This window comes from Micromonospora sp. NBC_00330 (assembly GCF_036136635.1).
Classification (GTDB): domain Bacteria; phylum Actinomycetota; class Actinomycetes; order Mycobacteriales; family Micromonosporaceae; genus Micromonospora; species Micromonospora salmantinae.
The window spans coordinates 595,305-608,080 of the sequence record NZ_CP108012.1 but is presented as its reverse complement, the minus strand read 5'-3'; the positions used below and the strand labels follow the sequence as shown (position 1 = coordinate 608,080).

The following is a 12,776-nucleotide window of genomic DNA, read 5'->3' as shown; positions in this document are numbered from 1 at the left end:
TGCTGGGTTCGGGCGAGGATGGCGTAATGCCCCCTGAGCCGAATGATCTGCGGCCGTATTCGGCCCTGGACGAGGTGGATCGCGCGATCCTGACCGAGCTGGCGGCGGACGGCCGGCTGCCGAACAACGCCCTCGCCGAGCGGGTGGGTGTGGCGCCGTCGACGTGCCTGACGCGTACCCGGGCGCTGCGCGAGCGGGGTGCGATCCGTGGTTTTCACGCCGAGGTGGATCCGGCGGCGCTCGGTCTGCCGTTGCAGGCGTTGGTGTCGGTGCGGTTGACAGCGCACGAGCGGGCGGCTGTGGACGCGTTCCGGGCCCGGTCGGTGCGGCTGCCGGGGGTGGTGTCGGTGTTCCACGTGGCCGGCGCGGAGGACTACGTGCTGCATGTGCGGGCGGCGTCCGGCGACGCGTTGCGGGACTTCGTGCTGGACCACCTGGCGGTGGATCCGGTGGTGCAGCACACGCAGACCAGTCTGATCTTCGAGCAGGCGCGCGGGATGGGCTGAGCGGCGGGTGAGGTGGCCGACGAAAACCCGCATGCTGGAACAAATCCGGTCGGTGACGGGTTGGCTGAGCGTGTGATCACCGTACCGATGTCTGTTCTTGATCTTGCCCCGGTCGCCAAGGGCACCACCGCTGGCGCGGCGTTGCAGGCCACCACCGAGTTGGCTCGCCGCACCGAGGAGTTGGGCTATCACCGGTTCTGGGTGGCCGAGCACCACAACATGCCGGCGATCGCCAGCTCCGCCCCCGCGGTGCTGCTGGCGCACCTGGCGGCGAACACCTCGACGATCCGGCTGGGGTCGGGCGGGGTGATGCTGCCCAACCACGCGCCGCTGGTGGTGGCCGAGCAGTTCGGCACCCTGGAGGCGCTGCACCCCGGTCGGATCGACCTGGGCATCGGGCGGGCGCCGGGCACCGACCAGGTGACCGCGCTGGCGTTGCGGCGCACCATGGAGGGCCTGTCGGCGGAGGGTTTTCCGCGCGAGCTGACGGACCTGATGAACTACTTCAGCGGGGAGAAGCCGGGGCAGATCACCGCCACGCCGGGTCGCGGTGAGCAGCCGGCCGTGTGGCTGTTGGGCTCCAGCGGTTTCAGCGCCCAGCTCGCCGGCCTGCTCGGTCTGCCGTTCTCCTTCGCGCACCACTTCAGCTCGCAGAACACCCTGCCGGCGTTGGCGCTGTACCGGCAGAACTTCCGCCCGTCGCAGTGGCTGGACAAGCCGTACGCGATGGTGGCGGTCAACGCGGTGTGCGCGGAGACCGACGAGCGGGCCGAATGGTTGGCCGGGCCGAGCGCCCTGTCGTTTTTGAAGTTGCGCTCCGGACGGCCGGAGCCGCTGTCCACGCCCGACGAGGCGGCGGCCTACCCGTACTCGGAGATCGAGCGGGAGTTCATCCTGGCGCGCCGTGACGGGCAGGCGATGGGCTCGCCGGAGACGGTGCGTCGGCAGCTGACCGACCTGGTGGAGCGCACCGGCGCGGACGAGCTGATGCTGACCACGCTGGTGTACGACGTGCAGGACCGGGTGCGGTCGTACGAATTGATCGCCGAGCAGGTGGTGGGCGGTCTACGCCGGAGCGCGTGAAACACGATCTTCACGTCAGCGTCACCCTGCCGACCCGGACGGTGCCTAATGTTGGTGCCGGTGGTGGTACGGCATTCCCGGTCGGGACGGGTTGGGAATGCCGCGGTGTGGCGCACCGGGCCGGAGCTGAGCGGATTCCGCGGCTGCGGCCCGGTGCCTGCCACCCTAGGCGACCCCGCTCGGGACCGCCAGGGTTTGCATCAACGTAGGTGGATGTCTGGCGTCGGTGGGGTGCCCATTCCGTTGCCGATGAAGAACCCCGGGTGCGGCGGTTGGTTGTAGGCGGTGTTCTGCCACGCGATCGCCACCCGATACTGCGGGTCGTGCATCAGGGTGTAGATCCGGGTGCTGGTCGGCGTGGGTGTGCTGTAGATGCGCAGCGCCCGGCTGTCGGTGGTCCGCCAGATGACCTCCTCGCGCCAGTCGCCCAGGATGTCGCCGGAGAGCGCCGGGGTGGACTTGGTGCCGTTGTTGGACGCCACCTGACTGCCGTCGAGCAGCCGGGTCTCACCGCCGGTGCCGTACTTGTCGATCTTCGTGCCGTCGAGCAGTTCCCGCACCGGGTCGCCGTCCCACCAGGCGAGGAAGTTGGCCGAGGACGGCTTGCGGCCGACGTTCTGCCCCCTGGTGTTGGACAGTCCGGCGACCGCTGACGACCACGACTCCGCGCCGGGGCTGCCCGCCCAGATGTCCGCGGAGACGCCCCGGCCGTTGTCGCCGGACGCGGGCGTGGACCAGAGGACCTGACCGGTACGGGCGTCGGCGAAGTAGGAGCTGGGCTTGCTGGCGTCCTCGTCGACCTTGAACACCTCCAGGCCGGCGCGGCCCGGGTCCAGGTCCCCCACGTGCATGGCGTCGCCGTGGCCGTTGCCGGTCGAGTGGAGCAGCCGGCCGTTGTCGTCGATGGTGGCGGCCCCGTAGACGATCTCCTGGCGACCGTCGGCGTCGACGTCGGCCACCGAGAGCTGGTGGTTGCCCTGACCGGCGGCGGCGCCGTTGCCGGAGGAGTTCGAGTCGAACGTCCAGCGTTTGGTGAGCGTGCCGTTGCGGAAGTCCCAGGCGGCGATCACCGCGCGGGTGTAGTAACCCCGGGCCATGATCAGCGAGGGGCGCTGCCCGTCCAGGTACGCGGTGCCGGCGAGGAAACGGTCCACCCGGTTGCCGTACGAGTCGCCCCAGGACGACACGGTGCCGCGCGGCGGGTCGTAGTTGACCGTGGAGGCGATCGCGCCGGTCTGCCCGTTGAACATGGTCAGGTACTCCGGGCCGGCGAGCACGTAGCCGCTGGAGTTGCGGTGGTCCGCCGACGACGAACCGATGAGCTGACCGGTGCCCGAGCGGGTGCCGTCGGCGGTCTTCATGGCCACCTCGGCGCGGCCGTCGCCGTCGTAGTCGTACACCTGGAACTGGGTGTAGTGGGCGCCGGCCCGGATGTTGCGGCCCAGGTCGACCCGCCACAACCGGGTGCCGGTGAGTGTGTACGCGTCGACGTAGACGTTGCCGGTGTAGCCGGACTGGGAGTTGTCCTTGGCGTTCGACGGTTCCCACTTGAGCACGATCTCGTAGGTGCCGTCGCCGTTGAGGTCACCGACCGAGGCGTCGCTGGCGCTGTACGAGTAGCTCTCGCCGCTGGGGGTGCTGCCCCCGGCCGGGACCTGCAACGGCACGTCCAGGTAGCCCGCGCCGAACTGCAACGCCGGCGCCGACGCCGCCTGCTCGGCGCCGCCCACCACGGCCCGCACCGTGTACGCCGAGCCGGCCGCCGCGCCGCTGTCGAGGTGGTTGGTGGCGCCGGTGATCGGGCTGGCGTTGACCCTTGTGGATCCCCGGTAGAGGTTGAACGCCACCCCGGAGGTCTCGGTGCCGAGCAGGCGCCAGGAGACCAGGTTGCCGTTGCCGGAGCGGACGCTGACCAGCCCTCGGTCCAGCTTTTCCATCTGCACCACCCCGGCCGACGGCGGTGGCGTGGTCGGAGGTGGGGTGGTGGGTGGAGGGGTGGTGGGTGGAGGGGTTGTGGGTGGCGGGGTGGTCGGCTCGTCGGTGGGTGGTGCTCCGGTGCAGGTGGTGCCGTTGAGCGCGAAGCTGCCCGGCACCGGATTGCTGCCGGTCCACGAACCGTTGAAGCCGAACGAGGCGCTGCCGTTCGTGGCGATGGCGGTGTTGTGGTCGACGTTGCGCGCTGTCACCTGGGCGCCGGACTGGGTGACGGCGGCGTTCCACGCCTGGGTGACCTGCTGGCCCGCGGTGTACGACCAGGTGACGGCCCACCCGTTCACCGGGTCGCCGAGGTTGGTGACTGTGACGTTGGCGCCGAAGCCGCCCTGCCACTGGTTGGTGATCTGATAGTCGACCCGGCAGCCGACGGCGGCGGCCGAGGCGACGACCGTACCGAGGGTGCCGGCCACGACGGTGGCTGCCGTCGTGGCGGCGAGCAGGATCAGCCGATGTCTGGACGGGTGCATGCACTGCCTCCGGGGATCCGGTGATGATCGCTACGACCCACCGGCAGTGCCCGGGAAGCACGGTGGACCGAACCCACCGCGACGGCGGCGGACGGCGATCTGATCGGGGTGGAACGCCCTGGAACTCACGGATCCGACTCACCGCGCATCGTAAGGCAAGCGCTTTCCGCCACGCAACATCGATCACCGTCGCTTGCTCGCGAGTCTCGCTCCTGCCTCGGTGGCGTCTCGCTCTTGCCTCGGTGATCGATGCCTGATCAACTCGTCAGGTGAGCGCTCACCACATGGACCCTGACGAGTTCCGTCGCGCCGGCCACGCCGTCGTCGACTGGATCGCCGACTACTGGGCGACAGTGGAGCAACGACCGGTCGCCCCGGCCGACCCCCCGGGCACGGTGGCCGCCGCCCTGCCCACCGAGCCGCCCACCACCGGCGGCGAACCGGTCGAGGCGATCCTCGCCGACCTGGACTCGATCGTCGTACCGGGGCTGACCCACTGGCAGCACCCGGGCTTCTTCGGCTACTTCCCCGGCAACACCTCCGGCCCGAGCGTGCTCGGCGACCTGGTCAGCTCCGGGCTCGGCGTCCAGGGCATGCTCTGGGCCTCCGGCCCGGCCTGCACCGAGCTGGAGACGGTGATGATGGACTGGCTGGCCCAACTGCTGGACCTGCCACAGCGGTTCCGCTCCACCGGCACCGGCGGTGGGGTCATCCAGGACTCGGCCTCCTCGGCGACGCTCGTGGCCACCCTGACCGCACTGCACCGGGCCAGCGGCGGCCGCTGGCGGCAGACCGGCATCGACAGGCGATACCGCGCCTACACCTCCATGCATGGGCACTCGTCCATCGAGAAGGCGGTACGGATCGCCGGACTGGGCAGCGACGGAACCCGGTCGATCGAGGTGGACCCGGACACCCAGGCGATGCTGCCGGGCGCGCTGCGGGCCGCCATCGAAGCCGACCTGGCCGCCGGTGACGTGCCGGCCATCGTGGTGGCGACCATCGGCACCACCTCCACCACCGCCGTCGACCCGCTGCCCGAGATCGGGGCCATCTGCGCCGAGTACGGGATCTGGCTGCACGTGGACGCCGCGTACGCGGGCTCTGCCGCCGTCTGCCCCGAACTGCGATGGACGCACGCCGGCCTGGAGTACGCCGATTCCTACTGCTTCGACCCGCACAAGTGGCTGCTCACCGGCTTCGACTGCGACGCGTTCTGGGTGGCCGACCGGGCCGAACTGATCGAGGCGCTGACCGTACTGCCGGAGTTCCTGCGCAACGCGGCCTCCGAATCCGGTGCGGTGATCGACTACCGGGACTGGCAGGTGCCGCTGGGCCGGCGGTTCCGGTCCCTCAAGCTGTGGTTCGTGCTGCGCTGGTACGGCGCCGAAGGACTACGGGCGCACATCCGCTCCGGGGTGACGCTGGCCGAACGGTTCGCCGAGCGGGTCCGCGCCGACGACCGGTTCGAGTTGGCCGCTGCGCACCCGTTCTCACTGGTCTGCTTCCGACTGCACGCCGACGACGACACCAACGCGGCGTTGCTGGCCTCGGTGAACGCCACCGGGCGGGTGCACCTCACGCACACCCGGGTCGCCGGCCGGTACACGCTGCGGCTGGCGGTCGGCTCACCCCAGACCACCGAAGCGCACATCGACGAAGCCTGGACCCTGCTCTCCGAGGCGGCCAACACCCTGCTCACCCCGTAACCCACCCTCGCCACCCGCTCCCCCGCACCCCGCGCCCCGCCGCGCCGCGCCGCGCCCCGCCGCGCCAGGCCGCGCCGCGCGCCAAGATCTGCGCAACTTCCCGGATGTTGCTGCCTCCGACGCGCGAGAGACAGCACCATCCCTGATGTTGCGCGGATCTTGACCACCAACACCGTGCCCGACCGACCGGGGGCAGCGTTCACGGCGCCCACCGCCGTCAAGATCACGCTCGAACCTGGATGTAGTGGCCACGAGACGCCGGGAAGCCACTACATCCAGGATGGTGCGCGATCTTGGTGACTCAACCTGGGCGATGACGGCGTTTGACCCGGCATCGGTAAGTGGGTGGGCGCAACGGTGGGGTCAGCGCGGGGCGGGCGTACCCGTTGTGGCCAGATCGGCAGGGACCTCGCCGGCGGATGCAGTGTCGGATGCCTCGGCGGGCACACCGGCAGCGGTGGCGGGAGCAGCGTTGGCGGCCTCGGCGCGGGCCCGGCGGGTACGGCGTAGGGCGCGTACGGCCAACACCAGCGCGGCCAGCCAGCCGGCGGCGAGCAGGGCGTACAGGGCGGGGCGGGCCGGACCGTCCAGTTCGGCGGAGCGCATCAGGGTGCGGGCGTTGGTCAGCACGATCACGCCGCCGACTGCCGCGCCGAGCAGTTGGGCGGGCACGATTCGCACCAGCCAGGCGGCCAGTGGGGCGGCGATGAGCCCGCCGATGAGCAGTGCGGCGACGGTGGGGAGCAGGAATCCCTCCGAGCCCAGCCCGATCAGGAAGCCGATGCTGGCCGCGCCGGCCACGACGAACTCGGAGGTGTCCACGGAGCCGATCACCTTGCGGGGTTCCATGCGGCCGGAGACCAGCAGCGCGGGGGTGGCCACCGGGCCCCATCCGCCGCCGCCGGTCGCGTCGACGAAGCCGGCGACCAGGCCCAGGGGGCCGAGGAAACGACCGCGGAGCCGTCCGCCGAGCCGGTCGGTGCGCAGCGGTCGGGCGAAGCGGATCAGGAGGTACGCGCCGAGCGTGAAGAGGATGCCGGCCATCCACGGTGCGGCGGCCTCGGTGGAGATCGAGCTGAGCACTGTGGCACCGGCGAAGGCGCCGACAGCGCCGGGGAGGGCGATGCGGCTCACCACCCGCCAGTCGACGTTGCCGAACCGCCAGTGCGCGACCCCGGCGGCGAGCGTGGTGCCGATCTCGGCCAGGTGCACCGAGGCCGAGGCGGCGGCCGGGGCGACTCCGGCGACCAGCAGCAGAGTGGACGATGTCAAGCCGTATGCCATGCCGAGCGAACCATCGATCAGTTGCGCGACGAGCCCGACCAGAGCGAGGACCAACAGCTTGCGCACGAGCGCCCCCAGACTTTTCGGCATCTCCTATCGACTTGGTCGACAATGCGGGATGGGGCAGCCGGGGTCAAGCCCCCGATCGGTGGATGGGACGCGACCGGGCGGCGCGCCGGGTCAGCTGCCCGTGGCGCAAGGGCCGGGAACCGAACGGCGGCAATCCAGGCGCGCAGGGCCGATGGCCAGGTGACGTGATGCCGGGAGGCGAGCCGGCGCTCAGATCCAGGCGCGTGGGTCGGCGGCCAGCTCGGTGACCCGCGCGGGCAGGGTGCCGGCGGCCACGTCGGCGACGCTGACCAGCTCCAGGATCTCCCGCTCGCTCGCCCGTAGCGCGATCCAGACCTCCTGGAGGGCGTGCGCCGGGCCGTGGTAGCCGAGCTGCTCGGGGCGTTGCCCGCGTACGTGGGCGAGGGGCCCGTCGATCACCCGGATGACCTCGGCGAGGGAGATCTCCTCGGCGGGGCGGGCCAGCCAGTAGCCGCCCTCCGGGCCACGCTGGGCGTGCACGATGCCGCCCCGGCGCAGCTGGAGAAGGATGCTCTCCAGGAACTTCGGCGGGATCTCCTGCGCGCGGGCGATCTGGTCGGCCGTCACCGGCCGGCCGCGCCCGGGACCGCTGGCCGTCGCGGCAAGCTCGGCGGCCGCGCGGAGGGCATAGTCGACCCGAGCGGAGAGGCGCATGTCGGCAAGGTTAGTCCCTGGTCAACCGGGCGGGCGGGCGACCCTCGGCCGATCGGCCCCGCATCGATGGGAAGTAGCGCCGCCGCCGCCGCCCGGGACCGATGAACGGCCGCCGGTAGGGGCCGGTGAAGTACGTCATGATCCACCGCACGATGGCGGACGAAATGCCGGTCCGGAGCGTCCCTATGCTGGGCGTGAGTACGAATGTCTGGCCGTTTACTCGGCCGCCAGCAACATATTGATAAACACCCGGGTGTGCTCGGGGGGAAGGCATCACGATGACCGATATCGCCACACGCACCTGGGACGGCATGACCATCCCGGTGGCCGGCTCCTATCTTCTCGATCAGGCGCACAAGCGGATCGGTTTCCTGTCCCGGCACATGATGGTGAGCCCGGTGCGCGGCGAGTTCGCCGAGGCCAGAGCGGAGATCTTCGTGGCAGAGGACCCGCTGCTGTCCTCGGTGACGGCCACCATCATGTCGGCCAGCATCACCACCGGAAGTGTCGACCGGGACACGCATCTGAAGAGTGCCGACTTCCTCGACGTGGAGCGTTTTCCCACCCTCGAATATCGAAGCACCGGCATTAAGTGGCAGGGCAACGAGGACCCCATCTTCCAGTGGGCGCGCCTGCGTAACCATCGGTTGGGCGGACGAGGCCGAAGTCACATTGTTCCGCCGCAGTCCGACGGTATTCCCGGACGATTCGTCCTCACCGGTGAGTTGACAGTGAAGGGGATCACCCGGGCCGTCGACCTGGAGGTGAATTTTGGTGGTGCTCGTCAGGATCCGTACGGGCAGAACATCTTCGGATTCAGCGCGACGGCCGAGATGAACCGTGAGGACTACGGCCTGCTCTGGAATGTCGCCTTGGAGAGCGGCGGGGTGCTGGTCGGCAAGACGGTGCAGATCGAGATCGCCGGCGAAGCCATCCACCAGGCCTGAACCACGTCATCCCCGCCAGCTGCCTGGCGGGGACGAGCGACACCTGGCTGGCGGGGACGAGCGACGACTCATCAGCGGCGTTGAGCCGGAGCGTCAGGCGCCGACGCGGCGCAACAGACCCTCCTGGACGGCGCTGGCGATCTGCCGGCCGTCAGTGGTGAACATCCGGCCGGTGGCCAGCCCACGCGCGCCGGACGCCGAAGGGCTCAGACAGTCGTAGAGGAACCACTCGTCGGCCCGGAACGGCCGGTGGAACCACAGCGCGTGGTCCAGGCTCGCGCCGACCAACCCGCCCGGCCCCCACACCTCGCCGTGCGCGGAGAGCACCGAGTCCAGCAGGGTGAGGTCCGAGGCGTAGGTGAGCGCGCAGGCGTGCAGCAGAGGATCGTCGGGCAGTTTGCCGTCGATGCGCATCCAGACGCGCTGGTGCGGGTCGGCGGGCCGGTCGCCGGGGCGGACCCAGCCGGGCTCACCCACGTAGCGCACGTCGATCGGTCGCGGGATCTGGCCCCAGATGCCCAACCGCTCCGGGTAGCGGGAGAGCCGGTCGGTCATCGTCGGCACCTCCTGCGGAGGAGGTACGTCCAGCGGGGCCGGGGCCTGGTGGTCCAGCCCCTCCTCGGCCCGCTGGAACGACGCCGACATGAAGAAGATCGGCTTGCCGTGCTGGAGGGCGACCGCGCGGCGGACCGAGAAGGACCGGCCGTCGCGGATGTTCTCCACCTCGTACGCGATCGGTTCGACCGGGTCGCCGGGGCGGACGAAGTAGCCGTGCAGCGAGTGCACGAACCGCTCCGGGTCGACGGTGCGGCCGGCGGCGACCAGGGCCTGACCGGCGACCTGGCCGCCGTACACCCGTTGTGGGCCGACCGGGGGGCTCATCCCCCGGAAGGTCATCTCGCCGGTCGGGTCGAGGTCCAGCACCTCCAGCAGCTGGTCCACCGCCGCCTGGCCGACCGCGACCCGACCGTCGCTCACTGCAGGGCCCGCGCCGACGCGGCGTCGACCAGCGAACCGAGCTGGTGGACGCGCAGCGTGTTGGTCGAGCCGGGGGTGCCGGGCGGGCTACCCGCCACGATCACCACGTAGTCACCCGGGTTGGCCCGGTCGAGGCCGAGCAGCGCCTGGTCGACCTGGCGGAACATGTCGTCGGTGTGCTGCACGAACGGCATCAGGAAGGTCTCCACGCCCCAGGTGAGGGCGAGCTGGTCGCGCACCTCGGGGACCGGCGTGAAGGCCAGCAGCGGCAGGTCGCAGTGCAGGCGGGACAGCCGTCGCACGGTGTCGCCGGTCTGCGAGAAGGCGACGAGGGCCTTGGCGTTGATGGCCCGGGCGATCGACGAGGCGGCGACGGTGAGGGCGCCACCGTGGGTACGCGGGTCGTGCTGCAACCGCGGCACCCCGATGGAACCGGCCTCGGTGGTCGTCACGATCTTGGCCATGGTGCTGACGGTGAGCACCGGATACTTGCCGACGCTGGTCTCGCCGGAGAGCATCACCGCGTCCGCGCCGTCGAGCACCGCGTTGGCGACGTCGGAGGCCTCCGCCCGGGTGGGGCGGGAGTTCTCGATCATGGAGTCGAGCATCTGGGTGGCCACGATGACGGGCTTGGCGTTCTCCCGGCACAGCTGCACGGCGCGCTTCTGCACCAGCGGGACCTCGTCCAGCGGCATCTCGACACCGAGGTCACCTCGGGCGACCATGACGCCGTCGAAGGCCAGCACGATGGCCTCCAGGTGCTCCACCGCCTCCGGCTTCTCGACCTTGGCGAGCACCGGCCGGAAGACGCCCTCCTCGGCCATGATGTTGTGGACGAGCTTGATGTCCTCGGCGGAGCGGACGAAGGAGAGCGCGACCAGGTCGACGCCGAGACCCAGGGAGAAGCGCAGGTCCTCGGCGTCCTTGTCCGACATGGCGGGCACGCTGACCGCCACGTTGGGCAGCGACACGCCCTTGTTGTTGGAGACCGGGCCACCCTCGGTGACGAGGCAGCGGATGTCGTTGCCGGTGACATCGGTGACCTCGACGGCGACCCGGCCGTCGTCGATCAGCAGCCGGTCGCCGGGCTTCACCTCGTGGGGCAGCTTCGTGTAGGTGCAGGAGACCCGCTCCTTGGTGCCGATCACGTCGTCGCCGGTGATCACGACCGAGTCACCGGTGCGCCACTCGTGCGGGCCGTCGGCGAACCGACCGAGCCGGATCTTGGGGCCTTGCAGGTCGGCGAGGACGGCGACCGGCTTACCCGTTGCCTCCGACGCCTCCCGGACCAGTCGGTAGACCGCCTCGTGGTCGGCGTGACTGCCGTGGCTGAAGTTGAGCCTCGCCACGTTCATGCCGGCCTCGACAAGACCCCGGATGCGCTCCGGGGACGAGGTGGCGGGACCCAGAGTGCAGACGATCTTTACGCGGCGTGTCACGCCCATCAGGCTAGTCTCTCCTTCAGGTCGGACTCGGGGCCGACCCCTTGCAGGCAGCGGAACAGTTGTCCAACGACGCGCGGCGCGCGTCGGGCCGGCGGGCGGAACCACACCGGGAACGTTGTGGCGACGGGCATCAGCGACCGCGCGCCGGGAATCGTACGCCTCCGGTGGCGTGCGCTGTCGGGGTGCTCCCGACGGCGGCTCACTTCAGGTGCTCCGGGGGCGGCAGGCGGCGGCTCACTTCGGGTGCTCCGGGGGTGGCAGGGTGGGCACCGCGTGCAGCAGGTTGCGGGGGTCGTAGCGGCGCTTGGCCCGGCGCAGCCGCTCCCAGTTCGCGCCGTAGGCGAGCCGGACCCGGTCGGTCTCCTCCGGGGCGAGCAGGTTGGGGTACCCACCGGGCAGGGCCTGCGGGGCGAGCGCAGCCGAGGTCCGCTCGGCCCACTCGCGGTGCGGACCGGCCTGGTCGCCGGGCGCCCACACCGCGATGATCTCGGCCATCAGGTGATCGGTGCGCAGCCCGAACGCCGTGTCGGCGGGTCGGACCCGGGTGGCCGCGCCGTGGAAGTGGTGTACGGCCAGCGCGGAGAACGGCGAGGTGACCTGCCGGGCCGCGTCGACGAGCGTGTCCACCGTGTCGTCGGTGAGCGCTGGCAACCACCGGGTCCGCAGCAGGTAGTGGTTGCCGTCGACCATCCCACCGTCGAACATCCGCAGCGCGTCCGCGTACGGCATCGGGCCGATCTGGTCGACCAGCGGGGTGCCCAGCGCGCGCAGCCGGTCCATCCACGGCGCCCCGGCGTCCAGGTCGGGGCCGCTGTAGAACGGGCAGACGAAGATCATCGGCTCGCCGGCCGGGCCGGGCAGGAAGCCGGCCATCACTGTCAGCTCGTCCGGAGCCTCGGCGACCAGCGCGCCGTAGCCGCGCAGCACGGCCGGCGCCTCGGAGAGCGCGAACATGATCATGCCGGCCAGCACGCCGGGCAGCCGGTGCGCGCGGAAGCGCAGCTCGGTGACGATGCCGAGGTTCCCACCGCCGCCGCGCAACGCCCAGTACAGCTCGGCGTCATGCCGGGGGTCGGCGGTGACCCGGCGGCCGTCGGCGAGAACCACCTCCGCGCCGAGCAGGCTGTCCACTGCCAGACCGAACCGGCCGCACAGCGGGCCGTACCCGCCGGCGAGGGTGAGCCCGGCCATCCCCACGGCGCCGACCACGCCGGTGGGGACCACGAGGTCGTACGGGCGGGCGGCGGCGAGCACCTCGGCCGCCGTGGCGCCGCCGCCGATGGTCACCGTTGCCGCGTCCGGGTCGACCCGAACGGAGCGCAGCCCGGTCAGATCGAGCGCCAGAGCGCCGTCGCGCAGCGCCCGGCCGGCCCAGTCGTGCCCTCCGGAGCGGACCGAGAGGGGCAGGTGGCACCGGGTGGCGATGCGGACCGCCTCGGCCACCTCGTCGGAGCCCTGGCACGTGGCGACCAGCGCGGGCGTGCGCGTCACAGCGCCGTTCCAGAGCCGGGTGGTGGCGGCGTAACCGGGATCGCCCGGCTCGTGCAGCCGGTCGCCGAGCAGGGCACGCAGTCGGGCGGCGGCCGACGCGACATCGGGGGTGGCGGCGGAGATCATG

General features: G+C 71.2%; 10 protein-coding genes. 4 read left to right on the top strand and 6 right to left on the bottom strand.

All coding sequences use genetic code 11. The features are described 5' to 3' along the window. Nucleotides 1–26 precede the first annotated feature (26 nt). Nucleotides 27–506: an Lrp/AsnC family transcriptional regulator gene (locus OG598_RS02825; protein ID WP_238686052.1), complete on the top strand. Its 480-nt coding sequence runs from the start codon at nt 27–29 to the stop codon at nt 504–506. 87 nt (nt 507–593) lie between these two features. Continuing rightward, complete coding sequence (locus OG598_RS02820) at nt 594–1,589, top strand: LLM class flavin-dependent oxidoreductase (protein ID WP_328652895.1); 996 nt, start codon at nt 594–596, stop codon at nt 1,587–1,589. A gap of 200 nt (nt 1,590–1,789) precedes the next feature. On the opposite strand, the gene OG598_RS02815 is transcribed toward OG598_RS02820, so the two are convergent. Continuing rightward, a complete protein-coding gene (locus OG598_RS02815; protein ID WP_328652894.1) occupies nt 1,790–4,051 on the bottom strand; it encodes a rhamnogalacturonan lyase family protein in 2,262 nt (753 codons plus the stop codon). A 269-nt stretch (nt 4,052–4,320) separates the two neighbouring features. On the opposite strand from OG598_RS02815, the gene OG598_RS02810 reads away from it, so the two are divergent. Continuing rightward, nucleotides 4,321–5,760 carry a pyridoxal-dependent decarboxylase gene (locus tag OG598_RS02810; RefSeq protein ID WP_328652893.1) on the top strand — a complete coding sequence of 480 codons (1,440 nt, stop codon included), beginning with the start codon at nt 4,321–4,323 and terminating at the stop codon, nt 5,758–5,760. 363 nt (nt 5,761–6,123) lie between these two features. Here OG598_RS02810 and OG598_RS02805 read toward each other — a convergent pair whose 3' ends face one another. Together OG598_RS02805 and OG598_RS02800 are read right to left on the bottom strand one after the other, a co-directional pair. After that, a complete protein-coding gene (locus tag OG598_RS02805) occupies nt 6,124–7,110 on the bottom strand; it encodes a sulfite exporter TauE/SafE family protein (RefSeq protein WP_328655254.1) in 987 nt (328 codons plus the stop codon). A 213-nt stretch (nt 7,111–7,323) separates the two neighbouring features. Further along, nucleotides 7,324–7,788 (bottom strand): RrF2 family transcriptional regulator, encoded by a 465-nt coding sequence (locus tag OG598_RS02800; RefSeq protein ID WP_091407884.1) that lies wholly within the window; start codon nt 7,786–7,788, stop codon nt 7,324–7,326. A 278-nt stretch (nt 7,789–8,066) separates the two neighbouring features. Here OG598_RS02800 and OG598_RS02795 point away from each other — a divergent pair, with 278 nt between their 5' ends. Next, nucleotides 8,067–8,735, top strand: a complete 669-nt coding sequence (locus OG598_RS02795) for a YceI family protein (RefSeq protein ID WP_328652892.1) — start codon at nt 8,067–8,069, stop codon at nt 8,733–8,735. Nucleotides 8,736–8,828: 93 nt separating this feature from the next. Here the strand turns inward: OG598_RS02795 and OG598_RS02790 are convergent, their stop codons facing one another. The 3 genes from OG598_RS02790 to OG598_RS02780 all read right to left on the bottom strand — a co-directional run bounded on the left by OG598_RS02790 (nt 8,829) and on the right by OG598_RS02780 (nt 12,775). Then, nucleotides 8,829–9,713, bottom strand: coding sequence for an acyl-CoA thioesterase (locus OG598_RS02790; RefSeq protein WP_091407879.1), 885 nt, complete (start codon nt 9,711–9,713; stop codon nt 8,829–8,831). Next, the gene (gene pyk / locus OG598_RS02785) at nt 9,710–11,158 is read right to left on the bottom strand and encodes a pyruvate kinase (RefSeq protein WP_238680212.1); all 1,449 of its coding nucleotides are present in this window, start codon (nt 11,156–11,158) and stop codon (nt 9,710–9,712) included. Before pyk ends, OG598_RS02790 begins: the two co-directional genes overlap by 4 nt. A 234-nt stretch (nt 11,159–11,392) precedes the next feature. After that, nucleotides 11,393–12,775 carry an FAD-binding oxidoreductase gene (locus OG598_RS02780; protein ID WP_328652891.1) on the bottom strand — a complete coding sequence of 461 codons (1,383 nt, stop codon included), beginning with the start codon at nt 12,773–12,775 and terminating at the stop codon, nt 11,393–11,395. Between the last annotated feature and the right edge of the window lies 1 nt (nt 12,776).